General features: G+C 74.8%; 9 protein-coding genes. 3 read left to right on the plus strand and 6 right to left on the minus strand.

Going from position 1 to position 26,593, the window contains the following annotated elements; all coding sequences use genetic code 11:
- The coding region (locus tag AIIKEEIJ_RS29270) for a response regulator (protein WP_161997157.1) at window positions 1–406 on the plus strand (406 nt) is incomplete at its 5' end.
- Window positions 407–446: 40 nt separating this feature from the next.
- Here AIIKEEIJ_RS29270 and AIIKEEIJ_RS29275 read toward each other — a convergent pair.
- Entirely contained in the window at window positions 447–872 is a 426-nt protein-coding gene (locus AIIKEEIJ_RS29275) for an ATP-binding protein (protein ID WP_006934328.1), read from the minus strand.
- Between the two features lie 68 nt (window positions 873–940).
- Entirely contained in the window at window positions 941–2,365 is a 1,425-nt protein-coding gene (locus AIIKEEIJ_RS29280) for a chaperone protein (protein WP_161997158.1), read from the minus strand.
- Window positions 2,366–2,520: 155 nt separating this feature from the next.
- Between AIIKEEIJ_RS29280 and AIIKEEIJ_RS29285 the strand changes: the two genes are divergently transcribed.
- Window positions 2,521–3,036, plus strand: coding sequence for an arsenate reductase/protein-tyrosine-phosphatase family protein (locus tag AIIKEEIJ_RS29285; RefSeq protein ID WP_006934332.1), 516 nt, complete (start codon window positions 2,521–2,523; stop codon window positions 3,034–3,036).
- Here AIIKEEIJ_RS29285 and AIIKEEIJ_RS29290 read toward each other — a convergent pair.
- Together AIIKEEIJ_RS29290 and AIIKEEIJ_RS29295 are read right to left on the minus strand one after the other, a co-directional pair.
- Window positions 3,007–4,695, minus strand: coding sequence for a polysaccharide biosynthesis tyrosine autokinase (locus AIIKEEIJ_RS29290; protein WP_161997159.1), 1,689 nt, complete (start codon window positions 4,693–4,695; stop codon window positions 3,007–3,009). The genes AIIKEEIJ_RS29285 and AIIKEEIJ_RS29290 overlap by 30 nt on opposite strands.
- The gene (locus AIIKEEIJ_RS29295) at window positions 4,695–23,645 is read right to left on the minus strand and encodes a non-ribosomal peptide synthetase (protein WP_161997160.1); all 18,951 of its coding nucleotides are present in this window, start codon (window positions 23,643–23,645) and stop codon (window positions 4,695–4,697) included. The genes AIIKEEIJ_RS29290 and AIIKEEIJ_RS29295 overlap by 1 nt, the downstream gene beginning before the upstream one ends.
- A gap of 267 nt (window positions 23,646–23,912) precedes the next feature.
- Here AIIKEEIJ_RS29295 and AIIKEEIJ_RS29300 point away from each other — a divergent pair, with 267 nt between their 5' ends.
- On the plus strand, window positions 23,913–25,694 hold the full coding sequence (locus AIIKEEIJ_RS29300; protein WP_161997163.1) for a DUF4012 domain-containing protein: 1,782 nt from the start codon (window positions 23,913–23,915) through the stop codon (window positions 25,692–25,694).
- Window positions 25,695–25,710: 16 nt separating this feature from the next.
- Here AIIKEEIJ_RS29300 and AIIKEEIJ_RS29305 read toward each other — a convergent pair whose 3' ends face one another.
- Window positions 25,711–25,896 (minus strand): hypothetical protein, encoded by a 186-nt coding sequence (locus AIIKEEIJ_RS29305; RefSeq protein WP_237210703.1) that lies wholly within the window; start codon window positions 25,894–25,896, stop codon window positions 25,711–25,713.
- A 233-nt stretch (window positions 25,897–26,129) separates the two neighbouring features.
- A partial coding sequence (locus tag AIIKEEIJ_RS29310) for a GDP-mannose 4,6-dehydratase (protein WP_161997162.1) occupies window positions 26,130–26,593 on the minus strand: 464 nt, incomplete at its 5' end.

Here is a 26,593-nt window from a genome sequence, read left to right on the forward strand (position 1 = left end):
CCTCGAAGGCCTCACGGGTCATCAGCTCGTCGCCCGGGTCGAGGACAACAAGATCGGCAACGAGCTGCACGTCGTCCGCGACGGCGAGGAGGCGCTGGACTTCCTGTACCAGCGCGGCGAGCACGTCGGAGCGCCGCGTCCCGACCTGATCCTGCTCGACCTCAACCTGCCCAAGTACGACGGGCGCCAGGTCCTCGAGAAGATCAAGTCCGACCCGGACCTGTCCGACATCCCGGTCGTGGTGCTGACCACCTCGGCCGCCGAGGAGGACATCCTGCGCAGCTACCGGCTGCACGCCAACGCGTACGTCACCAAGCCGGTGGACCTCGACCAGTTCATCGGGGCGGTCCGGCAGATCGACGAGTTCTTCGTCCAGGTGGTGCGGCTGCCCCGCCGCCGAAACTAGCGATGCCGGCAACTACGGTCGCCGACAACTACGGTCGCCGCTAGATACTCCAGCGCATGGTGACGACGGTCCCGGTGTCGGCCGGGGCCACGGTCGCCGTGTCGGCCAGGGACTTGATCAGCGTGAGACCGTGTCCGCGCGAGCTGGTGCCCGGGTCGGTGTCGTTCGCGCGCCAGCTGCCGCGGTCGATGATGGCGACCTCGACCTGACGGTCGCCCGGAATCAGCGTCGCCTCGAGGTCGAGGGTGCCCGACGCACCGTCGCGGTAGGCGTGCTCGACGGCATTGGCGAGGGCCTCGTAGCTGGCCAGCAGCACGTCGCGGGTCAGCTCGGGGCGCACGTGCACCGCGTCGAGCCAGCGCTCCAGGGCCCGCCGCAGCACGGTCAGCTGACCGGGCTCGGCGCGCACGCGCCGATAGGCCAGCGTGACCGAGTCGCACAGCGGGGTGTTCTGCGGCGAAAACATCGTCTGTACTCTAACCCGTCGCGCCGGGCGCCATCGGCCACGAGGGTCCCCGGCGGCGGAGGGGTCCGTCAGATCGGTAGCCGCAGCTCCGGCGGCACTTCGATCGTGGGCAGGGGCGGCAGCGGCGGCAGTGTCGGTACCGGGATGTTGAGCCCGGGGATCAGCGGCGGCGGCGGGGCGGTGGCCACCGGCGGGGGCGGCACCACCCGCTCCGTCGTGGACTCCTCGGTCGGCGGCACGGTGGTCGTCGTCGGCGCCGGCGCCGGCGCGACGGCAGGCGCCGGCTGCGGGGTCCGCGGCGGCGTCGTCACGATCACCTCGGTCGGCCGGGGCTCCGACTCGTCGTCGCCGGCGAAGGTGTTCTGTGCGCCCAGCGCCAGCCCGATCATGGCCACCACACCCAGGGCGGTGCCGGCCAGCCCGGCCCCGCTGATCTGGCGGCCCGACACGTGCGGGCCGGGCGCGGTCGCCGCCCGCTTCCACGCCGGCGCCCGCTCCGGCGGCCCGGCGTCGTCCACCGCGGCCGGCGCGGGTGTCTCGGTCCGCGCGAGCCGCTCGGTGCGCTGCGGCGCCACTCCGCGCGGCGGGACGATGCGTTCGGTCGCCCCCGGCGGGACGATCAGTTCGGTGACCGCCGACGCGGCGGAGCCCGCGGCGACGGCGCGCAGGGCGCCGCCCTTGGCCAGGACGAGTTCGGGTTCGTGCGGCACCACGACGGGCAGCTTCATCCACGTCTCGAGCACCCGGCGCACCAGCCGGACGTGGGCGCCGCCGCCGAGCAGCACGATCGTCTCGGGCCGGGCGCCGGACCGGTGCACGACGTCGCGCAGGAACCGCGCGGAACCCTCCACGAGCGGGGTGATCAGCGGGTCGAAGGTCTCGAGGGACATGAGGATCACGCCGGCGGTGCCCGGCACGGCGACGGCGTCGCTGCCGGACAGCTGTTCCTTGGCCGTGCGGCACTGGGCGACGAACTCCTCGTCCTCCGGGTCGTCGGGTCGCCACACCCCGTCCGAGCCGAGCTGGTGCAGGCGCACCGCGTCGTCGAACAGGCGGCCGGAGACGGTCCTGGTGCGTTCGGTGTGCACGGCACCGGTGGTGCGGTCGACGACGGTGACGGTGAGCCCGGAGGCACCCAGGTCGTAGAGCACCGCGACGTCACCGGGGAGCTCGCCGGTGGCCCGCAGGTAGGCCAGGGCCGACTCGGACTCGCCGACGAGGGTGTAGCGGTCGAGTCCCTGCTCGGCCATCGCGGCGCGGAGCCGCTCGGCGTCGGCGCCGTCGCGGTACACCAGGCCCACCCGCTCGACGGTGTCGCCCGCGATGCCGGCCTGCACGAGCACGCCCACGGTCTGCGCCGCGAGCCGTGCCGGATCGTCCTGCCTGGTCTCCACCACCTGGAACTGGTAGCCCGCGGCGGGCGCGGCCGGATCGATCGGACGAACGATCCGGACGGCACTCGTCCCTGCGGTCACCCCGAGAACCGAACTCATCAGCCGCCTTCTGATTGTGTTTTGCGCCGCACATCCACCCCCGGCGCATCCCGACCGCCCGATGCTACCGAACGGTCCGGACACGCCCACCCGGCGAATCGGACACACGCCGTCACAACCGGACGAGCGACCCGTGTGCTGCCTAGGATCGAGCGATGCGGGTTCTGTACGTCTGTACCGGGAACATCTGCCGATCGCCCACCGCCGAGCTGTTGACCACCGCATACGCGACGGAAACCGGCCGGAGTGAGCTGTCCGCGCACAGCGCCGGCACCCGCGGCATGGTCGGGCGGCCCATGGAGCCGACGGCCGCGCTCGTGCTGCGCCAGCTCGGCGGCGAGCCCGACGGTTTCGTCGCCCGGCGCCTGTCGCCGCACATCGCCCAGGACGCCGACCTGGTGATCACGATGGCCGAGTCGCATCGGGGGGCCGTGCTGCAGGCGGCGCCGCGGATGCTCAAGCGGACGTTCACGCTGCGCGAGGCCGCGCGGCTGCAGCAGCTCAGCGGCGCCGAGACCGTCGCCGAGCTCGCCACCGCCCGGGCGCAGTTCCCCGCGCCCGGACCGGAGGACGTCACCGATCCGATCGGTCTGGACGAGGACACGTTCGTCGCCGTCGGGACCGAGATCGCCGATCTGCTGCTACCGCTGCTCGCCCGGATCCACGACTGACCCGTTGCGCGGGCCCTGCATGGGCGACGGCGCGACGGGCCGCGACACCGCCGTCGGCACCGCCTGCTCGCGGTAGGCGGGGTCGGCGGTGTACGCCTGCGGGGCCCGGTAGTGCTGTCCCGGCTGCGCGTCGTCGTGGTCCGGCCCGCCCCGGTGCGGCTGCTCCGGCCGGTACGGTTCCGGCCGGTTCTGCTCCTCGCGGTAGCGGCGTCCGCCGGTGGTCTGTGCAACAGGCCCCGGCTGCACGGGCGCCGATCCGGCCGGGGCGGGCGTCGACGCAGGGGCCGTGGCCTTCTTCGCCGACTCGTCGGACTCGTAGTAGTACCGGTACTCGTAGGCGCCGCGGCCCTTGTTCGGCGTCATCGTGATGATGGTGCCGAGCAGGTGCGCGCCGGCGCTGCCCAGGTTGCCGACCGCGCGGCTGAGCTGCTCGCGGGTGGTCTTGCCGTGGCGAGCGATGAGCAGCGCGCCGTCGGTGGCCGCGGCGAGCACGACCGAGTCGGTGACGGGCAGGACCGGCGAGCCGTCGATGATCACGTACTCGAAGCGCGCCCGCAGGTGGTCGATGACGTGCTTGGCGGTTTCGGAGCCGAGCAGCTCGCTGGGGTTGGGCGGCAGCGCCCCGGAGGCCAGCACCCACAGGCCCTCGTACTGGCTGGGCTGCAGCACGTCCTCCAGACCGGCCTGGCCCGACAGCACGGTGCTGAACCCGACGTCGCCGACGACCCCGAGGTACTTCGACACCCGCGGCCGACGCAGGTCACCCTCGACGAGCACCACGGAATGACCGGCCTCCGCGAGCACCAGCGCGGTGTTGATGGCCGTGGTGGTCTTGCCCTCGGCCGGCAGGGCGCTGGTGACGACGATGACGCGCGGCGGGTTGTCGACGTCGAGGAACTTGAGGTTGGTGCGCATCTCCCGGTACGCCTCCGCGCTGCCGGAGTTCGACTCCTGGAAGTCGATCGCCGCGTGCTCCTGCCGTTCCTTGTCGAGGGGGATGGTGCCCACCAGGCCCGTCCCGGCGAGCTCCTCGACCGTCTTGCGGTCCTTGACGGTGTTGTCGAGCCGGTCGCGCAGCACCGCGAGGGCGATGCCGAGGAGCAGGCCGACGGCGAGGCCGAGCGCGAGGTTGCGCTTCGTCTTCGGCGAGACCGGGGTCACCGGGGTGTCGGCGTGCTGCTCGACGACGACCCGCGCGGTGGGCTCACCGCCGTTCTCGGGGGTCTCGAGCTCGCGCGCCATGACGACGAACTCGTCGGAGAGGGCGTTGGCGAGGTCCCGGGCCCGCTCCGGCGACTCGTCGTCGACCTTGACGTCGACGAGGACGGTGTCCGGGGCGGACGATGCGGTGACCTTTCCGGCGAGCTGCGACGGCGTGACGTCGGACAGGCCGAGCCGGTCGAGGGTGCGCTGCGCCAGCGTGGTGCCGGTGAGCAACTTGGTGTAGGAGGCGACGCGCTGCTGCGAGAACAGGTTGCCCTGGTAGATCTCGTTGACCGAGGCCCCGGAGGAGGTGGAGACGAACAGCCGGGTGCTCGCCTGGTAGATCGGGGTGGTGAGCAGGGAGGCTCCGAGCGCACCGAGTACCGCCACCACGGTCGTCACGGCGACGATCTTCCATCGCGCCTGCAGGATGCGTAGGTAGTCGTGTACTTCCATTACGGTGTCTCCCTCGTTGCTGTGACACTGTCGGTGCACCCTACGGGCGCGGAAATCTGTCGTTCGGTCAGGTGCCGGGCGAGCGTGGGGCCGATCAGGGCCAGCGCGCCGGGGGTGGTCAGGTCGGAGTGCGGGTAGGGCACGTCGTGCTCGGTGACGCGGCGGACGTGGCGCCGCCAGCTCGCCGCGAGGTCGGGTCCGGTCTGCCCGCCGGGCCGGGCCCGGAACAGCAGCGCGTCGCCGTCGAGGACGCGGGGGGTGTGCGCGGTGACGGCCTCCTCCAGCGCGGCGCCCGCGGCCAGAGCCCGCTCCCGGATCTCGGCGACGAACGTCGACGGCAGGCCGGGCACCTCGAGTTCGACGACGGGTTCGTCCGGCAGGGCCGCGACGTCGGGGAGGGTGTCGGGGGTGAGCGTGTCGAGCAGGATCAGCGACGCCACCTGCTGCCCCGCCTCGTGCAGTTGCACGGCCATCTCGTGCGCGATGGTGCCGCCGAGGGACCAGCCCAGCAGGTGGTAGGGGCCTTCGGGCTGGACGGTGCGGATCCGGTCGAGGTAGCGGGCGGCGAACTCGGCGACGGTGCGCGGCAGCGGCGCGAGCCGGGTGGCCTGCAGCCCGTACAGCGCGACTCCGGGCAGGTGCGGCGCGAGTCCCGTGTAGCACCACGACATTCCGCTGATCGGGTGGACGCAGAACAGCGGGGTGCCGCCGGGGCGCCCCGCGAGCGGCACGAGCGTGGCGAGCGGGTCGGTGTCGTCGCCGCCGTGGTCGATCCGGTCGGCGAGGTCGGCGACGGTGGGTGCGGTGAGCAGCCAGTCGAGCGGGACGTCGCGGTCGAGTTCGGCACGCAGGTCGGCGGCGACGGCGACGGCCCCGAGCGACGTGCCGCCGAGGTCGAAGAACCCGAGGTCGGCGGACACCGATCCGGGGGGCCGGCCGAGGTGCCGGGCGAACACGGCGGCGACCGTCTCGGCCGTCGCCCCGTCGAGTGGCACGAATCCCTCTGCGGGCGAGGCGAAGTCGGGCCGGGGCAGCGCGGCGCGGTCGACCTTGCCGGACGGCAGCAGCGGCAGCGCGTCGACGACGGTGATCGCGGCGGGCCGCAGCGCGCGCGGCAGGTGCGCGGCCACGCGGGTGCGCAACGCGGCGGCGTCGGCGCTGCCCTGCGCGTAGGAGGCGAGGACGGTTTCGCCCGCGGGGCCGGGCACGGCGACGGTGACGGCGGCCTCGACGCCGTCGGCGGCGGTGAGCACCGCGTCGATCTCGGCGGGTTCGACGCGGATGCCGTGCAGCTGGATCTGCTCGTCGACGCGGCCGAGGACGTCGAGTTCGCCGTCGGCGGTGACGCGCGCGAGGTCGCCGGTGCGGTACAGGCGCGCACCCGGCTCGCCGTGCGGGTCGGCGACGAATCTGGTTGCGGTGAGCCCGCTTCGGCCGTGGTAGCCGCGGGCCAGGCCCGCCCCGGTCACGTACAGCTCACCGATCACCCCGGCCGGGACGGGGTGCAGGCGCGCGTCGAGGATGTGGGCGGTGGCGCCGGCGACGGGGGCGCCGACGGTGGGCCGGGCGCCGGGGTCGAACGGCCCGCCGAACGACACGGCGATCGTGAACTCGGTGGGCCCGTACCCGTTGAGCAGACGGTGCCGCCGCCAGCGTTCGACGACGGGCGCGGTGAGCGCCTCGCCCTCGGACAGGACGGTGACCGGGCGCCCCAGCGCGTCCGGGTCGAGGGTGGCCAGCACGGTGGGGGTGGCGACCACGTGGGTGACGTGCTCGTCGACGATCAGCCGCTGCAGCGCCGCTCCGGCATAGACGTGGTCGGGGGCGACGACGAGGGTCGCGCCGTGCGCGTGGGCGGCGAGCAGTTCGAACACCGACGCGTCGAAGGTGTGCGACGCCGCGTGCAGCACCCGGCTGCCCGGCGCGACGCCGAGGACGTGCCGCTGCGCGTCGACCACGGCGGTCAGGCCGCGGTGCGGCACGGCGACACCCTTGGGGGTGCCGGTGCTCCCGGACGTATAGATCAGATACGCGGTGTCGTCCGGATGCGGCTCCGCCGCAGTGTCGTCCGGATGCGGCTCCGCCGCGGTGTCGTCCGGATGCGGTTGCGGCGCAGGGATTTCCCGCGCCTCCCACTCGCCGGTCAGGTCAACCCAGTCGATGCCCTCCCCCACCGGTTCGGCACCTGCCACGGTCAACCCGACGGTGGCGCCGCTGTCGCGCAGGACGGTCTCGACGCGGGCGGGCGGCTGCGCCGGGTCGACGGACACCCACGCCGCGCCGGTCCGGGCGACGGCCCACACCGCGAGCGGCCAGCATTCCCCGCGCGGCACGGCCACGGCGACCACGTCGCCGCGGGTCACGCCGCGGGCGCGCAGTTCCCCGGCGACGACGTCGGCGCGGGCGTCGAGCCCGGCGTAGGTCCAGGCGACGGCCCCGGCCCGCACGGCGATGGCGCCGGGGTGGGTGCGGGCGGTGGCGGCGAGGAGCTGCGGCAGCGTGCGCGGCGCCGCGGCGGGCGCGGACAACGGTGCCGGCGCGGAGGCGGCGAGGTCGCCGACGGCGGTGCCGGGGTCGGCGAGCGCGGCGCCGAGCAGCGCGACGTAGTCGTCGAGCAGCGCGCCGGCGGTGGCGGGGTCGAACAGGTCGGTGGCGTACACGAGGCGCACGTCGATGCCGCCGTCGCCGTCGCGTTCGGTGACGTCCCAGGTGAGGTCGAACTGCGCGGCCGGGGTGCCGGCGTCGAATTCGCGCACGCGCAGGCCGGGCAGCTGCGGCAGGTCCTCCCCCGCGGGCACCGTGCGGTGGGCGAGCAGCACCTGGAACAGCGGATGGTGGGTGCCGCGGACCGGCGCGACCCGCGCGACGACCCGGTCGAACGGGACGTCCGCGTGCGCGAGGGCGTCGAGGTCGGTGGTGCGGATGCGGCGCAGGAGGTCCCCGAACGGCTCGTCCCCGGCGACGGTCGTGCGCAGGGTGAGGGTGCCGACGAACATGCCGACGAGGGCGTGCAGGCGCGGGTCGGCGCGCCCGGCGACGGCGGTGCCGACGGCGATGTCGGCGCGGCCGCTGCGGCGGGCGAGCAGCGCGGCGAGCGCCGCGTGCAGCACCATGAAGCCGGTCGCGTCGTGGGCCCGCGCGACGTCGCGGACGCGGCGGTGGGTGCCGGCGTCGAGGTGGGCGGTGACGGCGCCGCCGCGGTGGCTGGGCCGCGCGGGCCGGGGCCGGTCGGTGGGCAGCGGCAGCGGCGTGTCGGGCAGGCCCGCGAGAGTCGTTGCCCAGTGGTCGAGTTGGCGGGCGGTGAGGCTGTCCGGGTCGGCGGGGTCGCCGAGCAGGTCGCGTTGCCAGCGGGCGTAGTCGCGGTAGCGCACGGGCAGCGGCCACCAGATCGGTTCCGCCCCGGCGAGGCGGGCGGCGTAGGCGTGCTGCAGGTCGGTCAGCAGCGGCGCGACGGAGCCGCCGTCGAACGCGATGTGGTGGACCGCGGCGGCGAGCACCCATTCGTGGGCGCCGAGTTCGATCAGCCGGATCCGCAGCGGCGCGTCGGCGGTGAGGTCGAACGGCGCGGTGATCACCTCGGCGACGGCGGCGGCCGGGTCGGTGCCCGGAACCGCTTCGAGCACAGGCGGATCGACCTCGGCTGCGACGCCGTCGGGGTAGGCGGTGCGCAGGATCTCGTGCCGGGCGGCGACGTCGGCGACGGCCGCGGCCAGCGCGGCGGTGTCGAGGTCGCCGGTCAGGTGCAGCGCGACGGGCACGGTGTAGGCGGCGCTGCCGGGCTCGGCGCGGCCGAGCAGCCACAGTCGCTGCTGCGCGGGCGCGAGCGGGGTGGGGGCGTCGTCGTCATAGCGGCGCAACGGGATCCGGGTGCGGTCGCCGTCGCGGATGTGGGCGGCGAGTGCCGCGAGGGTCGGTGCCTGCAGCACGGCACGGGCGGGCACGTCGGTGCCGAAGGCGTCGGCGAGGCGGGCGGCGAGGACGACGGCGGACAGCGAATCACCGCCGGCGGCGAAGAACCCGGCGTGGATGTCGGGCCGGGCGCCGAGCACGCTCTCGGCGACGGTGACGACGAGGTCCTCGACGTCGGTGAGCGGCCGGTCGTCGGCGGGCGCGTCCCCGGCGGTGTCGAGGTCGCGCAGGGCTGCGGTGTCGACTTCGCGCAGGGCTGCGGTGTCGAGTTTGCCGTTGACGGTGGTGGGCAGTTCCGGCAGCAACCGCAGCCGCGTCGGCATGCGGTGCGGCGGCACCACGTCGGTGAGCTCAGCGAGCACGCGGCTCGGCTCGACACTCGGATCGGCGGCGGCGAAGGCGAGGAGCGCACCGCCCGCGGCCAGCGCGACGGCGTGCCGGATGCCGGGCTGCGCGAGCAGGGCGGCCTCGAGTTCCCCGGGTTCGATGCGCACGCCGCGGACCTTGAGCTGCCGGTCGGTGCGGCCCCGGAAGGCGAGGGTGCCGTCGGGACGGCGGTGCACCAGGTCGCCGGTGCGGTAGCGGCGGGTGCCGCCGGGGGCGGCGACGAACCGCTGCGCGGTGAGCGCGGGGGCGCCGAGGTAGCCGAGCGCGACGGATTCCCCGGCCAGGTACAGCTCGCCGACGGCGTCGTCGGGCACCGGGCGCAGGCGGGCGTCGAGCACGTGCGCGACGGTGCCGGGGACGGGCCGGCCGATGCCGCCGCGGCCGTCGACGTCGGTGAGGGTCGCGACGATGGTGGCCTCGGTGGGTCCGTACGCGTCGAGCATGTGCCGGCCGTCGGTCCAGCGGGCGGCGAGCGCGGGCGGCAGGGTTTCGCCGCCGGACGCGACGACCCGCAGGTCGGGCAGCTCGTGCGGGTCGAGGGTGCCGAGCACCGCCGGAGTGGACAGGTAGTGGGTGATGCGCTGCGCGCGCAGCAGCCGCTGCAGGTCCTCCCCCGCGTACACCTCCGGCGGGGCGACGACGAGGGTCGCGCCGGTGGTGTGGGCGAGCAGGATCTCGAGCAGGGCCGCGTCGAACGCCGGGTGGTAGCCCTGCAGCACGCGGTTGCCGGGTCCGACGCGGTAGCGGCGGGCGGCCTCGGCGGCGAGCGGGGCGAGGCCGGCGTGGGTGACGGCGACGCGCTTGGGCGCCCCGGTCGAGCCCGAGGTCGACACGACGTACGCGACGTTCGCCGGCGCCGGGCCGGCCGCGTCGGGGGCGCCGGTGAACGCGGCGCCGGTCTTGGTGATCGCCCACAGCCGCAGCACGTACTCGAGGCCGCGGGGCCGGTCGATGGGCACGACGGTGCCGGGGCCGGCGCCGGCGGCGCGCAGTTCGTCGGCGAGCGCGTCGGAGCGGGCGTCGAGTTCGCGGTAGGTCAGGGCGGTGTCGCCCTCGCGCAGGGCTTCCCGGTCGGGGTGCGCGGCGGCGGTGGCGCGCAGCAGGTCCGGCAGGGGTCGGGCCGGGGCGGGGGCGGCGCCGGTCAGCGGCGCGGCGGGACGGTCGACGGGCAGGTCCCCGACGGTGGTGCCGGGCGCGGCGACGAGGTGCCGCAGGACGGCGACGAACCGGTCCGCGAGCCGCCGCGCGGTGGGTCCGGCGAACCGCGACGCGTCGTGCACGAGGGTGCCGGCGTAGCCGTCCGCGGCGGGCGCGAACGCGAACTGCAGGTCGAATTTCGGTGCGCCGCGGACGATCTCCTCGGCCTCGACGGTGAGGTCCCCGATCCGGGTGGGGGCGAGGGTGAAGTCCTGCAGGGCGAGCGCGACCTGCGGGGCGCGGCCGGGTAGGCCGGCGAGGATCTGCTCGTAGGGCACCCCGGCGTGGTCGAGGGCGGCGACGTCGAAGTCGCGGACCTGCGCGAGGAGCCCGGCGAACGGCATGTCGGGTTCCACGCGGGCGCGCAGCACGAGGGTCTCGAGGAACGGGCCGACGAGGTCCTCGACCTGCGCCCAGCGGCGGGCGGAGACCACGGCGGCGACGGCGACGTCGTGTCCGGCGCCGACGCGGGCGAGCAGCACCGACAGCGCGGCGTGCAGCACCATGAACTCGGTGGCGCCGTGGGCCCGCGCGAGCTCGGCGATCCCGGCGCGCACGTCGGCGGGCACCTCGAACGCGACGGTCCCGGCCTCCTGCTCCGACAACTCCGTCTCCGAATACGCTGCCTGCGTGGGTAATTCGACCGGGTCGAGTTCGTCGAGGGCGCGCCGCCAGTGCGCGGCGTCCGCCTCCGGGATCCCGCGCGCCTGTTCCCACAGCGCGTAGTCGGCGTACTGCAGCGGCAGCGGCTCCCACCGCGGCGCCTGCCCGGCCGCGCGGGCGGCGTAGGCGACGGCGAGGTCGCGCAGCAGCGGCGCGAGCGACGCCCCGTCCGCCGCGGCGTGGTCCACGGTCAGGCGCAGGCGCCGTGGCGTCTTTTCGGTCCCCTCGAGGTCCCAATGGACACCACGGTCTGCCAGGACCTGATGCGGGCCCTGCTCGTCGACGACGATGCGGGTGCGCAGGATCTCGTGCCGCGCCACGACGTCGCCGAGCGCGGCCTCGAGGGCGGGCACGTCGAGCGGGCCGGTCAGGCGCACGTCGGCGCGCAGCAGGTAGGCGTCGGGGTCGAGGCGGCTGAGCCCCCACAGGCGACGTTGCGCCCGGCTGAGCGGGATCCGGGCGGGGCGCGGGTGGACGGGCACCGGCCCGGCCTCGACGTCGAGTCCGCCGGCGTCGAGCGCGGCGGCGAGCCCCTCGACGGTGGGGTTCTCGAAGATCAGCCGCAGCGGCACGGCGACGCCGGTCTCCTCGCGCAGCCGGCCCACGAGCACGGTCGCGAGCAGCGAGTTGCCGCCGACGGCGAAGAAGTCGTCGGTCCTGCCGACCGGGGAGTCGAGCAGTTCGCCGTAGACCCGCGCGACGAGCGCCTCGGTCCCGGTGCCGGGCTCGTCGCGCCCGCCGAGGTCGGGGGCGGGCAGCCGCGCGACGTCGAGCTTGCCGTGCGCGGTGCGCGGCACCGCGTCGAGCGGCACGACGGCGACGGGCACGAGGTGGGCGGGCAGGCTCTGCCGCAGCCGCCCGCGCGCGTCCTCGGCGTCGACGCCGGCGGGCACGACGTAGGAGACGAGCGCCCCGTCGCGCACGACGGTCGCGGCCTGTTCGACGCCGGGCACGGTCCGCAGCGCGGCGTCGACCTCGCCCGGTTCGATGCGCACGCCGCGCAGCTTGACCTGATCGTCGCTGCGCCCCACGAACCGCAACGCGACCCCGCCGCCCGTGCGCGTTTCTGGTAGCTCCGACGACCGGAAACGCGCACGGGCCCAGCGGGCCAGGTCGCCCGTGCGGTACCGGCGACGACCGCCGTCGGCGGCGACGAACCGCGTCGCGGTGCGGCCCGGGTCGTCGCGGTACCCGTCGGCGAGCCGCTCCCCCGCCAGGTACAGCTCGCCGGCCACGCCGGTGGGCACGGGCCGCAGCCGTTCGTCGAGCACGACGGCCTGCACCGCGCGCACGGGGGTGCCGATCACGACGTCCGCGCCGGGCGCCAGCGGCGGCGAACAGGTGGCGAAGACGGTGGCCTCGGCGGGGCCGTAGCCGTTGTAGAGGCGACGGCCCGCACCCCACCGGGCGACGAGCTCGTCGCTCACGGCCTCGCCGCCCAGCATGAGCACCCGCAGGTCGGGCAGCGCCCGCGGCGGCACAGTCGCCAGCGCCGACGGGGTGACGCACGCGTGCGTGATGCGCTCGCCGGCGAGCAGGTCGGCGAGGGCGTCGCCGCCGTACGCGTCGGGCCCGGCGACGACGAGGGTCGCGCCGGCGGTGCCCGCGACGAGCAGCTCGAGCATCGCCGCGTCGAAGCTCGGCGACGCGACGTGCAGCATCCGGTCGCCGGGCGCGGCGGCGAACCGCTCGGCGAGGTCCTCGGCGAGGGCGCTCACCCCCCGGTGGGTGATGGTGACGCCCTTGGGGTTTCCGCTGGTACCGGAGGTGAACACCAGGTAGGCGGGCGCGCCGGAGCCCGGGCCGGCCCCCGCGACACCGCCACCGTGAAAGCCGTCACCGTGAAAGCCGTCACCGTGAAAGCCGGCACCGTGGGAGCCGGCGACATCGAGCCACGTCACGGCGGCGGGCAGCGACCCGCGGTGCGCGGCGCCGGTGACGCCGACGGTCGCGTCGCCGAGCATCGCGGCGAGCCGCGCGGCGGGCTGGGCGGGGTCGACGAGCATCGGGGCGGCGCCGAGCCGGGCGATGCCCCACACGGCGACGACGGAGTCGAGCGAGCGGGGCAGCGCGCACGCGACGGCCGTGCCGGGCCGGGCCCCGGCGACGTGCAGCCGGGCGGCGAGCGCGTCGGCGCGCGCGAGCAGCTGCGGGTAGGTCAGTTCGGTGTCGCCGTCGCGCACGGCCACACCGTCGCCGCCGCGGGCGGCGCCGGCGGCCAACCACTGCCACAGCGTCCGCGCCGGGGCCGGCTCGGGGCCGGCGGCGGGGACCAGCGCGGCGCGTTCCCGCTCGGTGAGCAGGTCGATGTCGCCGATCCGCACGGCCGGGTCGGCGACGGCGGCCCGCAGGATCGCGACGTACCGGTCGGCGAACGCGGCGACGGTGCCCGCGTCGTACAGGTCGGTGGCGTAGGCGAATTCGAGGTCGACGCCGGTGCCGGTCTCGGTGACGACGAGCTGGACGTCGAAGTTGGCGTGCTCGTCGGCCACCGGCAGCACCCGCGCGGTCAGGCCGGGCAGCTCGAAGGCGTCGACGGTGGGGCGGCGCAGCGACAGGGCGACCTGGAACAGCGGGTGCCGGGCCGGGTTGCGGGCGGGATTGAGGCGTTCGACGAGGGTCTCGAACGGCGCGTCGGGGTGGGTGTAGGCGGCGAGGTCGCGGGCGTGGACCTCGGCGAGCAGGTCGGCGAAGGAGGCGTCCGGGTCGACGGGGGTGCGCAGGACGAGGGTCCCGGCGAACATGCCGACGAGGGCGTCGAGCTGCGGGTCGCCGCGCCCGGCGACGACGGTGCCGACGGCGATGTCGTCGCCGGCGCCGTGCCGGGCCAGCAGCACGGCCAGCGCCGCGTGCAGCACCATGAACGTCGTCGCGCGACCGTCCCGGGCGAGCCGCGAAACACCTTCGGCGACGACGGGATCCACCGTCACCCGGTGGGTGGCACCGCGGCCGGTCGGGCGCGCGGGCCGCGGCCGGTCGCCGGGCAGGGTCACCTCGTCGGGCAGGCCGGCGAGCACGGTCGTCCAGTGCGCGAGCTGGCCGTCGGCGCCGGCGCGCTGCCAGCGGCTGAAGTCGGTGTACTGCACCGGCAGCGGCGCCCACCGCGGCGCCTGCCCGGCGAGCCGGGCGGTGTAGGCGTCGACGAGGTCGCGCAGCAGCGGGGTGAGCGACCATTCGTCGGCAGCGATGTGGTGTACCACCACCGCGAGCACGTGCCGCCGCGGTGCGAGCCGGTACAGCCGCATCCGCACCGGCGTCTCGCGGGTGAGATCAAAGCCGGGGGCGGCGAACTCGCGGACGAACTCGTCGAGCCCCTCGGCGGGCACGGCGACGGGCTCGAGTCCGGGCCGCGCGACGGGCCGCACCACCTGCGCGGTGGCGTCGGGGTACACGGTGCGCAGGGTGCGGTGCCGGTCGAGGACGTCGGCGACGGCGGCGGTGAGCGCCGCGACGTCGAGCCGGCCGTCGAGCCGCACCGCGAACGGCAGGTTGTAGCTGCCGGATCCGGGGTCGAGCCGGTTGACGAACCACAGCCGCTGCTGCGCCGGCGACAGCGGCGCCGGGGTGTCGTCGCCGGCCGCGGCGAGCGGGGCACGGCGACGGCCGGTGCCGGCGCGGGCGGCGAGGAGCGCGGCGAGGTCGGCGACGGTGGCGGCGTCGAACACGTCGCGGACGGTGACGTCGACGTCGGCGATGTCGGCGAGGCGCCCGGCGAGGCGGGTCGCGAGCAGCGAGTTGCCGCCGAGGTCGAAGAAGTCGTCGCCGGCGCCGACGGGCCCGGCGCCGAGCAGTTCCCGGTACACCTCGGCGACGAGTTCCTCGAGCGGCCCGTGCGGGGCGAGGCCGCCGGTGGGGTCGACGGCGGGTGCGGGCAGGGCCGCGCGGTCGAGCTTGCCGTTGGCGGTGCGCGGCAGCGCATCCAGGGCGACGGCGGCGGCGGGCACGAGGTAGTCGGGCAGGGTGCGGCGCAGCGCGCGCAGCGCCCCGGTGGGTGAGCCGCCGAGGAGGTAGGCGACGAGCCGGTCGTCGCGCAGCACCACCACGGCCTGGGTGACGCCGTCGCAGCGCAGCAGGGCGGCCTCGATCTCGCCGGGTTCGATGCGGTAGCCGCGCAGCTCGAGCTGGTCGTCGGCGCGGCCCCGGTGGTGCAGCACCCCGTCGCGGCCGCGGCGGCCGAGGTCGCCGGTCCGGTAGCGGCGGGCGCCGCCGGGCGCGGCGACGAACCGGGTGGCGGTCAGGCCGGGGCGGCCGCGGTAGCCGCGGGCGAGTTGGCCTCCGGCGACGTAGAGTTCGCCGACGGTGCCGGGCGGGGTGCGGCGCAGCGACCGGTCCAGGATCTGCACGTCGATCCCGGGCAGCGGCCGCCCGACGCCGGGCTCGGCGGCGGGGCCGCGGGTGACGTGCACGGTGGTCTCGGTGATGCCGAACATGTTCACCGCGCGCACGTGCGGCCGGTCCGCGAGCCACGGCCGGACCCGCCCGGGGTCGAGGGCTTCGCCGCCGAAGATCAGCAGCCGCAGCGTGGGCAGCGCGGTGTCGACGGTGGCGAGCTGGCCGAACGCGGTGGGCGTCTGGTTGAGGACGGTGACGCCCTCGCCGTCGAGCAGCGCGGCGAACGCCCCTGGGTCGCGGGCGGTGTAGTGGTCGACGACGACGAGCCGCCCGCCAGTGGTCAGCGCCCCCCACATCTCCCACACGGAGAAGTCGAACGCCGGGGAGTGGAACAGGGTCCACACGTCGCGCGGGCCGAACCCGACGTCGCCGGTGGCGGCGAACACCGCCGCGGCGGCCTCGTGCCCGACGAGCACGCCCTTGGGGGTGCCGGTGGAGCCGGAGGTGTAGATCAGGTACGCGCCGGCACCGGCGGGCACGGCCGCGTCGAACGCGGCGCCGGCGTCCAGGCGTTGCCGAACCTCGGGCGCATCGACGTGCAGGAGAGCCACATCCGTGTCGACCGCGAACCCGGTGTCGCACAGCACCGCGGCGGGGGCGGCGTCGTCGAGCAGGGCGCGCAGGCGCGCCGGCGGGTGGGTGACGTCCAGCGGCAGGTACACGGCGCCGGCGCGGGCGACGGCGAGGATCGCCACCACCAGGTCGAGCGAGCGGGGCAGCGCGACGGCGACGACGTCCTCGACGCCGAGCCCGCGCTCGGCGAGCATTTCGGCGAGCGCCCCGGAGCGGGCGTGCAGCTGGGCGTAGGTCAGGGTGTCGGCGCCGTGGGTGAGCGCGACCGCGTCGGGGCGGCGGCGTGCCTGCTCGGCGACCAGCGCGGGCAGCGTGGCCGTGTCGGGGGCCGGCCGGGGTGCGGACGCGTCGTCGTCGGGGCCGAGCAGGTCGATGCCGCCGACGGCGACGGCCGGGTCGGCGGTGACCACGTCGAGGATGCGCAGCAGGAACGGCGCCCACGCGGCGACGGTGTCGTGGTCGAACAGGCCGCGGTCGTAGGTGAGCACCCCGTCGAGCCCGGTGGGGGTGCCGGCGGCGGAGCGGGTCTCGCGGACGGTGACCTCGAGATCGAATCGGGCCGTGCCGGTGGATATCTCGCGCACCCCGGTCACGCCGGGCACGTCGAGGCCGTCCAGCGCGAAGCTCTCGTAGGCGAGCATCACCTGGAAGACCGGGTGGTGCCGCGACGCGGAGGCGCCGAGGGCGTCGACGACCCGGTCGAACGGCACGTCGGTGTGCGCGAACGCGTCGAGGTCGACGCGGCGGGCGTCGGCGAGCAGTTCCGCGAACGTCGCGCGGGCCGGCACGGGCAGCCGCAGCGCGACGGTGCCGACGAACATGCCGGCCACGTCGTCGAGCATCGGGTCGACCCGCCCGGAGACGGGGGTGCCGACGGTGACGTCCTCGGCGGCGGCCAGGGTCGCGAGCAGCACGGCGAGCGCGGCGTGCACGACCATGAACGTCGTCGCGTCGTGGGCGCGGGCCAGCTTGTCGACGGCGGCGTGCAGTTCGGCGGGCACCGAGAAGCGCACGCGCCCGGCGGCGCCGTCGCCGTCGCCGCGCGGACGGTCGGTGGGCAGGGCCAGCAGCGGCGGGGCGCCGGCGAGGGTGCGGGTCCAGTGGGCGAGCTGGCGGGCGGCGAGGCTGTCGGGATCGGCCGGGTCGCCGAGCAGGGTGTGCTGCCAGCGGGCGTAGTCGCGGTAGGTGACGGGCAGCGGCGGCCACGCCGGGGTGCGCCCGTCGCGCCGGGCGGCGTAGGCGAGCGCGAGGTCGCGGCCGAGCGGCAGCAGCGACAGCCCGTCGACGGCGAGGTGGTGCAGCACCACCGCGAGGGTGTAGCCGGCGCCGGTGCGGTAGAGGCGGGTGCGCAGCGGCGGGTCGACGGTGAGATCGAAACCGGCGCGGGCGAATTCGGTGAGGGCGTCGTCGAGGTCGGCGGGTGTCGCGTGTGGCGCGAGGTCGAGGGCGACGCCGGGCAGCACCCGCTGCGTCGGCCCGTCCGGGCCGTCGGGGTGGACGGTGCGCAGCACGGCGTGCCGGGCGATCACGTCCGCGGCGGCGGTCGCGAGGGCGTCGAGGTCGGTGCCGGCGGCGAGGTCGACGGCGAACGCGACGTGGTCGCCGGGGGCGGCGTCGGCGACGTCGAGCCGGTTGGCGAGCCACATCCGCTGCTGCGCCGGCGCGAGCGGCACCGGACCGGTGTCGCCGGTCGGCAGCAGCGGAAGGCGTTCGCCGGCAATCGGATCGGACACGGCGACGGCGAGGCCGGCGATGATGGGGTGCTCGAAGATCTCCCGCACGCCGACGCGGTGGCCGGCGACCGCGCCGAGGCGCGCGGCGAGCTGGGTGGCGAGCAGCGAGTTGCCGCCGAGCGCGAAGAAGTCGTCGTCGGCGGCGACGGTGGGCAGGTCGAGCAGGTCGGCGACGACACCGGCGACGAGTTCCTCGGCGGCGCTGCGATATCCGGTGCTCGGGCGGTCCGGGTCTGCGGTGGGTTCGGGCAGCGCGGCGCGGTCGATCTTGCCGGTGCTCGTGAGCGGCAGCGCGTCGAGGACGGTGACCGTGGCGGGCACCATATGCCGCGGCAGCCGCGCGGCGACGAACTCCCGCAGCTCGGCCGGGTCGAGGCGGGCGGGGTCGGGACCGTGTACGTACGCGACGAGCGCCTCGCCCCGCACGACGGTGACGGCGGCGACGACCGCGGGATGCCCGGCGAGGGTGGCGTCGATCTCGCCGAGTTCGATGCGGAACCCGCGGAGCTTGACCTGATGGTCCACCCGCCCGACGAACTCGAGGGCGGCTCCGCCGCCGGTGTGTCCTTTGGGCTGCTCCGGCCGCCCAAAGGGCACACCGCTGCAGCGCACCCTGTCGCCCGTGCGGTACATGCGGCCACCGCCGAACGGGGACGCGACGAAGCGGCTCGCGGTCAGGCCCGGCATCCCGAGGTAGCCGCGGGCCAGGCCCGGCCCGGCGAGGTACAGCTCGCCGACCACGCCGACGGGCACGGGCCGCAGCCGCGGGCCGAGCACGAGCGCGGTGACGCCGTCGAGGCCGGTGCCGATGGTCAGCCGCTCCCCCGGCACGAGCGGCGCGCTGGCGGTGGCGAGCACGGTGGTCTCGGTGGGCCCGTACACGTTGAGCATGGTCCGGCCGGGCGCCCACCGGGCCGCGGTCTCGGCCGGCCACGCCTCGCCGCCGACGGCGAGCACGCGCAGCGCGTCCAGGCCCGCGGGGTCCAGTTGCGCGGGCACGGCCGGGGTGGAGAACCAGTGCGTGATGCGCTCGGCGCGCAGCAGTTCCAGCAGGTCCTCGCCGCCGTACACGTCCGGCGGCGCGACGACGAGCGTGCCACCGACCGCGGCCGCCATGAGGTATTCGAGCACCGACGCGTCGAACGCGGGCGACGCGAAGTGCAGCACCCGCGCCTGCGGGTCGAGGTCCATCCGGCTGCGCAGCGATGCGACGAGCGGCGCGAGCCCCCGGTGGGTGACGACGACCCCCTTCGGCGTGCCGGTCGAGCCGGAGGTGTAGACGAGGTACGTGGCGTGGTCGGGCCGCAGCGGACGCACCCGGTCGGCGTCGGTGATCGGGGCCGACCGCGCGGATCCCGCGTCCGGGTCGACGAGTGCGACGCCGTCGGGCAGCGACGTGCCGGGCCGGGCGACGACGTGCCGCACCCCGGCGTCGGCGAGGATCCGGGCGATCCGCACCGCGGGCTGCGCCGGGTCGACGGGCACGAACGCCGCCCCGGTCAGCGCGACGGCGGCCACCGCGCGCACCGAGTCCACCGACCGCGGCAGCAGAATCGCCACCCGATCCTCCGGGCCGAGACCGCGCTCGATCAGGTGCCACGCCAATGGTGTTGCGGCCGGGATCAACTCGATCGGCGCGCCGCCCGGAGCGCACACCAGCAGCGGGTGCGCGGCGAGCAGTTCCGGCAGGGTCGCGACCGGCCCGGGGTCTGCCAGGACGACCTCGGGAGCGCCGAGCTCGAGATCGCCGACGGGTGCCTGCGGCGCGGCGACGGCCGCGTCGAGCACCGCGTGCAGGCGGGCCACCGCGGCGGCGACCGTCGCGCGCTCGAACAGGGCACCGTCGTAGATCACCCGTCCGCACAGCGAGCCGTCGGGCAGCTCGCGCACCGCGACCTCCACGTCGAACCGGGCGCGGCCGGACGGGATCTCCTCGGCGCGCACGGCCAGGCCGGGCAGCGCGAGGTCGGGCACGGCGACGTTGTCGTAGGCGAGCATCACCTGGAACGGCGCGAACCCGAGCGCGTCGACGACGCGGTCGAACGGCACCGTCGCGTGCGCGTAGGCGTCGAGGTCCGCGCGACGGGCGGCGGCGAGCAGCTCGGTGAACGACGCGGCCGGGTCCACGTCGAGCCGCAGCGCGACGGTGCCGACGAACATGCCGACGAGACGCTCGAGGTCGGGGTGCTCGCGGCCGGCCGTGCCGGAGCCGACGGCGACGTCGCGCCCCCCGGTCCACGCCGACAGCCACACGGCGACGGCGGCGTGCACCGCCATGAACGCGGTGGCGTCGTGCGCGGCGGCCAGGCGGCGCAGCGCCTCGAACCGCGCGGCGGGGACGGCGAATTCGAGCGACTCGGCCGGTCCGGGGCGGCCGGGGCGGGGACGGTCGGTGGACAGCGTCGGCGCCTCGCCCAGCCCGGCGAGCGTGGTGGTCCAGTGCGCGAGTTCGCGGGCGGCGAGGCTGTCCGGGTCGTCCGCGTCGCCGAGCAGGGCGCGGTGCCAGCGGGCGTAGTCGGAGTACCGCAGCGGCAACCGCTCCCACCGCGGGCCGTGCCCGGCGGCGCGGGCGGCGTAGGCGGCGGCGAGGTCGAGGGTCAGCGGCACGAACGACGCGCCGTCCACGGCGATGTGGTGGGCGACGACGGCGAGCACGTGCCGGTCCGGGCCCACGCGCAGCAACCGCACCCGCAGCGGGATGCCGGTGGCGAGGTCGAACGGTGCGGCGGCCCACTCGGCGATCAGGGCGTCCACGTCGGCCGGGTCGACGGGTTCGACGTCGAGCGCGGGCAGCACCTCGGCCACGGGCCGGACCCGTTGCCGCGGGACGGGTTCGGTGTAGACGGTGCGCAGGACCTCGTGCCGGTCGAGGACGTCGCCGAGCGCGGCGCGCAGCGCGGCCGTGTCGAGGGTGCCGTCGAGGTGCAGCGCGAACGGTAGGTGGTAGGCGGCGGTGTCACCCTGCGCGAGCAGCCACAGCCGTCGCTGGGCGGGGGCGAGCGGCGCGGGCGTGTCGTCGTCCGAGCGGGTGGGCGCGGGCATCGCGGCGGCCGGTCCGGCGTCGACGGCCGCGGCGAGTCCGGCGACGGTGGGATGGTCGAACACGTCGCGCAGGTGCACGTCGCGGCCGAGCGCGACCCCGAGCCGCGCCGCGAGCTGTGCCGCGCCGAGCGAATGCCCGCCGAGGGCGAAGAAGTTCGCGTCCGCCCCCACCCGGTCGACGCCGACGATCTCGCACATCAGCTGCGCGACGAGCGTCTCGGTCGGGCCGGTCGGCGGCCGCGAGCCGGTGGCCGTGTCCACCGCGGGGGCGGGCAGGGCGCGACGGTCGATCTTGCCGCCCGGGGTGAGCGGCAGCGCGTCGAGGACGGTGACCGTCGCGGGCCGCAGGTAGGCGGGCAGGCGCTCGGCGAGGCCGACGTGCACGTCGTCGGGCTCGACGTCGCCGACGACGTAGGCCGCGAGGGTGTCGCCGTGGACGACGACGGCCGCATTGGCGACGCCGCCGAGACCCGCAAGCGCCGCCTCGACCTCGCCGGGTTCGATGCGGTAGCCGCGGATCTTCACCTGCCGGTCGGCGCGCCCGACGAACTCCAGTGCGGCCCCGCCGCCCGTGCGCGTTTCTGGTAGCTCCGACGACCAGAAACGCGCACGGCTCCAGCGCACCAGGTCTCCTGTGCGGTACACGCGACCGAACGGCGACGCGACGAACCGGGCCGCGGTCAGCGCCGGGTCGCCGAGGTAACCGCGGGCGACGGCCGGCCCACCCAGGTACAGCTCGCCGACCGCGCCGACGGGCACCGGATGCAGCCGCGCGTCGAGCACGACGGCCGTCACGCCGTGGACGGGTGCGCCGATGGGCACTCCCCCACCCGGCCGCAGCGGCTCGCTGAGCGTGGCGAGGACGGTGGTCTCGGTGGGCCCGTACGCGTTGAGCATCGTGCGCCCGCGCGACCACCGGTCGGCGACGTCGACCGCCAGGGCCTCGCCGCCCGCGTCGAGCATCCGCAGCGCCGGCAGGTCGGCCTCGGGCGTGACGGCCAGGACGGCGGGCGCGGTGATCGCGTGGGTGACGGCCTGCTCGCGCAGCAGCGCGGCCAGGTCCGGTCCGCCGACCACGTCGGGCGGGCAGACCACCAGGGTGGCGCCGGCGTCGAAGCACAGCAGCAGTTCCTGCAGCGACGCGTCGAAACTCGGGGCGGCCAGGTGCAGCACGCGCGACGTGGCGTCGGCCGGGTACCGCTCCCGCAGCGTCGCGACGAGGCCCGCGAGCCCGCGGTGGCTGACGGCGACGGCCTTGGGGGTGCCGGTGGAGCCGGACGTGTGGATCACCCAGGCGAGGTGGTCGGGGTGCAGCGGGCGCCGCCGTTCGCCCGCGTCGAACGGCGCCGACGCCGTCTCGCCGTCGGCCGGATCCACGCGGGTTACGCCGTCGGGCAGGGCGACGTCGTCGCCGCACACCGCGACGGGCACGTCGCGCAGCAGTTCGGCGAGCCGCAGCGCCGGGGTGCCCGGCTCGATCGGGGTATAGGCGGCGCCGGCTTTGGCGACGGCCCACAGCGCGACCACCGAGCCAGCCGAGCGCGGCAGCAGCACCGCGACCCGGTCGTCGGGTCCCGCGCCGCACGCAATCAGCCTGCGCGCGAGCGCAGTTGAACGCTCGTCCAGTTCTCGGTAGGTCAGCGTGACGGCGCCGTCGCGCACGGCGACGCGGTCCGAGCCGGCGTGCGCGGTGAGCACGTCGGGCAGCAGGCGTACGTCCTCGACGTGCGGGCCACGCGCGGGGACGAGGCCGGCGAGTTCGCCGGGCGCCGCGAGCGGCAGGTCGCCCACCGCGTGGTCGGCCGACCGCGCGAACGCGCCGAGGAAGTCGAGGAACCGGCGGTGGTGCCGGATGAGCGTCTCATCGCCGTACCGGCGCGGGTTGGCCTCGAAGTCCACCCGCGTGCTGCGCCCGGCGATCCCGGCGTACACGTTCACCGACAGGTCGTCGACCGGGCCTGTGGAGAGCAGGTTGTACTCGCCGGTGATGTCGCCGTACGCGTACTCCGGGTTGAACATCATCAGGTTCACCACGGGCCCGAACGCGCTGCGGGTCTCCCGGTGATCGCCGACGGCGTGCAGGTCGCGCAGCATGTCCTCGTAGCGGTACCGCTGGTGCCGCAGCGCCCCGGTCAGCTCCACCTGCACGCGCCGCACCAGGTCGGCGACGGTCACGTCCGGTTCCACGCCCACCCGCAGCGGCACGATGTTCGAGATCGAGCCCGCCGAGCGGCGCAGCGGCGCGGTGGTGCGGGCCGAGACCGGCAGGCTCAGCGCGACGTCCGTGGTGCCGGTCATGCGGGCCAGGTAGGCGGCGAAGGCGGCGACGACGATCGGGACGTCGGTGGAGTTGGCGTCGCGGGCCAACTCGGCGACGGCGTCGGTCACCTCGGCGCCGAGCGCCGCACCGACGTGTCGGCACGGCATCGTGGGGGCGGCGGAGCCGGCGGCGAGCGTGACGGGTTGCGGCAGGTCCACCAGGCGCTGCCTCCAGTGCTCGCGGTCGGTGGCCTGCCGGGTGCTGCCGACGTAGGCGAGCTCGTGTTCGGCGATTTGCTCGAGGCTCAGCACCCCGAGCGGCGGCGGTTCCTCCCCGCGCGCCCACGCCGTGTACAGCTCGGCGCTGCGGCCGAGCATCACCATGCCGCCGTGCCCGTCGAGGGCGAGGTGGTGGATGTAGGTGAAGAGGTAGAAGTGCTCGTCGGCGAGCCGGATCAGCGTGGTGGCGATGAGCCGGTCGTGCAGCGGGTCGAGCGGACGGGTGTAGGTCTCGTCCATCCACCGTCGCGCCTCGGCCTCGGCGTCGTCGTGGCCGCGCAGGTCCAGGTAGCCGGGGTAGTCGTCGACGTCGGGAATCACCCGTTGCCGAGGCTCCCCGTCGACCATCTCGAGGAACAGCGTCCCGGATTCGACCTCGCGGGCCGCCTGGTTGCAGGCCGCGCGGATCAGGTCCGCGTCGAGCGGGCCGTGCAGGTCCAGGTACTGGGCGATGGTGAACGGGACGTCCGGGGTGAGCTGCTGAGCAAACCACAGTCCACGCTGACTCGTGGACATGGCAAAAGACGGCACCGCACCCCCTCGTTTTCCCTCGAGACCGACGGGCGTGCAGTGGAACCCCTCGATCGACCACGGCGTGGACGCCTCCCTGCATCCATCACCGTCGAATACATCGACCCTAACGATCCCGAGCGTTACTCACCACTCGAACCGACCATCCGACCGGTTTCTCGGATATGGTCGCCGCGGAGGAATCGAAGGGGGTTTGACCGCGTGAACGATGTTACCGACGAGTCACTTTCGCCGGAACCACGGCGGCGCAAGGTGCGCCGACGCAAGACCGACGAGCAGATCGCCGCCGAGCGCCACAAGCGCCGGACCGTCGCGATCGGTTGCACCGCAGGAGCGGTCGTCGTCGTCGGTCTCGGTGCATGGCTGGCTTACGAAGGGCTGCAGGCGAAGTCGAGCCTCGAACAGGCACGGGACTATGCCACCAGTTCGAAAGAGGCTCTGCTGGCGGGTGATACCGAGACGGCCCTGCGCACCGCCGGCGACGCCGACAAGTACGCGAAGCAGGCCCAGGACTCCACCCACTCGCTGCCGTGGAGCATCGCCGCGGCGATCCCCTGGCTCGGCAGTCCCTTCGCCTCGAGCCAGCAGATGAGCGACGTTGTGACAGGCCTCACATCGGATGTTCTGGTGCCTGCCGTGGATGCCGGCTCGGCCGTCTCCCCCGATCAGCTGATCCTCGACGGCGCCCGCATCAACCTCGCCGCACTGCGCGACGCCGCCCCCGTCCTCGAGACCACCGCGGCAGCGGCCGCCGAGCTCGACGCCCGAGCGCAGGACGTCGACGCCACCTACCTCGGCCCGATCGACGACGCGCGCGTCCAATTGCAGGATCAGACAGCCGAATTGTCCGGTTTGCTCACCAACACGGCCACCGCGGCGCAGATCGCGCCGGCCATGCTCGGCGCCGACGGGCCGCGCAGCTACTTCATCGGCTTCCAGACCAATGCGGAGGCCCGGGGCACGGGCGGCCTGCTCGGCGGGTTCGGCATCGTCCGCGCGGCCGACGGTGCGGTGCGGGTCGACGACCTGGCGAGCAACCGGGAACTTCGCACGAACTACCAGCCCATCGACCTCGGACCCGACTTCGCCCGCACCTACGGGCACAGCCGGCCGACGGTGGACTTCCGCAACAGCAATGTCAGCTCCCATTTCCCGTACGCGGCGCAGATCTGGCAGTCGATCTGGCAGCAGGAGTCGGGCGAGCGGGTCGACGGCGCGGTGGCCACGGATCCGGTGGCGCTCAGCTACGTCCTCGAGGTGGTCGGGCCGGTGACGTTGCCGGGCGGGGAGAAGATCACGGCCGACAACGTCGTCGAACTGACCGAATCCACGGCGTACTCGCGTTTCGGCGACAACCAGGCGGCCCGCAAGCAATACCTGGAACGGGTGGCATCGGCGGTCGTCCAGAAGATGACGGGCAGCATCAGCCGCCCCCAGGCCCTGCTGGAAGCCCTCGGCCGCGCGGCGAGCGAAGGGCGGCTCGCCGTGTGGAGCGCCAACCCGCACGAGCAGGCGGTTCTTGCGGGAACACCGCTCGGCCACACGGTTCCCGAGGATCCCGCCCCGTACGCGGGCGTGGTCGTCAACAATCTCGGTGGCAACAAGCTGGACTACTACCTGCGACGCGAGATCGAGTACACCGCCGGCTCCTGCGACGGCGATACCCGGAACTCCACGATCACGGTCCGGCTGAGCAACGACCTGCCGGCCGGTGACTACACCGATTACGTGGCAGGCATGTTCGACAACCCGGTGGGTGCTCCGTTCGGTTCCAATCTCACGGACTTGTCGCTGGTCGCCACCCAGGGCGCAAAGCTCGACAAGGTAACGGTGAACGGGACAGCGGCCATGAGCTTCACAGGCAAGGAACTGGGCCACCCGGTGTACAGCGTCCAGCTCCCGGTTCCCCGCGGCGAGACCGCCGAGATCGTCTTCGAGCTGACGGAACCTGTCGTCGAGGGAGAGGCACGCATCCCGGTCCAGCCACTCGTCGACGAGCCGGAATTCAGCGTGGAGGTGCCCGCCTGCGGCTAGGACCGGGCGGGCGGCCTCACAGCCACCGACCCGGCCCACCTCGCTTGTAGCGGCGGTAGGACGCCCAGAAACCCCATGCTGCGATTCCGAATCCGACGAACGACAGGAGATCGGATTCGGTGAGACCGTGGCCCGGGTTGAATACGTACAGCACCCGGCCCTCGAGCGGTCCGCTGAGCGCGAGCCACAGAAACGATGCCACTGCGACGGCTGTGCTCGACAGAGCATTCGGTCGAGCCAGGCACCATGCGGAGGCGGCGAAGAGCGAACACATGAAGACCAGGGCTTGGAAGATTTCCGGACTGACGATCTTGCACCCCTGATCTCACGTGGCGGCCGATTCGATGAGCTTCAACGGTACTGGCCGCGAGGAAGAACCTCGCGGTCAGCGCCTGTTCTATGCCCGGGATTACGTTCTCGGACGGGGTCGCTCGGTCACTTCTCGATCACCGATTCTCCCGCCTCGCGATAGGTAGTCTCGGTGGCGTCCTTCTGCGGTCGCCACCAGTGCTCGTGGGTGCGGTACCAGTCGATGGTCGCGGCCAGGCCCTCGCGGAAGTCCCGGTAGCGGGGGGTCCAGCCGAGCTCGGTGCGCAGGCGGGTGGCGTCGATGGCGTAGCGCAGGTCGTGGCCGGGGCGGTCGGTGACGAAGTCGAAGTCGCCCCGATCCTTACCGCACAGCTCGAGGATGGTCTCGACGACGGTGCGGTTGTTCGTCTCGCCGTCCGCGCCGATCAAATAGGTCTGGCCGATCTCGCCCTTGTCGATGATCGTCCACACCGCCCGGTTGTGGTCGTCGACGTGGATCCAGTCCCGCACGTTCGCCCCGGTGCCGTACAGCTTGGGCCGGATCCCGTCGAGGACGTTGGTGATCTGCCGCGGGATGAACTTCTCCACGT

The sequence above is a fragment of the Rhodococcus sp. YH1 genome (assembly GCF_009939605.1).
Classification (GTDB): domain Bacteria; phylum Actinomycetota; class Actinomycetes; order Mycobacteriales; family Mycobacteriaceae; genus Rhodococcus; species Rhodococcus aetherivorans.

What these genes read in the sequence shown, in the direction of transcription:
- AIIKEEIJ_RS29275 (WP_006934328.1), bottom strand. Translation starts at nt 872, where the DNA reads ATGTTTTCGCCGCAGAACACCCCGCTGTGCGACTCGGTCACGCTGGCC.
- AIIKEEIJ_RS29280 (WP_161997158.1), bottom strand. Translation starts at nt 2,365, where the DNA reads ATGAGTTCGGTTCTCGGGGTGACCGCAGGGACGAGTGCCGTCCGGATC.
- AIIKEEIJ_RS29285 (WP_006934332.1), top strand. Translation starts at nt 2,521, where the DNA reads ATGCGGGTTCTGTACGTCTGTACCGGGAACATCTGCCGATCGCCCACC.
- AIIKEEIJ_RS29290 (WP_161997159.1), bottom strand. Translation starts at nt 4,695, where the DNA reads ATGGAAGTACACGACTACCTACGCATCCTGCAGGCGCGATGGAAGATC.
- AIIKEEIJ_RS29295 (WP_161997160.1), bottom strand. Translation starts at nt 23,645, where the DNA reads ATGTCCACGAGTCAGCGTGGACTGTGGTTTGCTCAGCAGCTCACCCCG.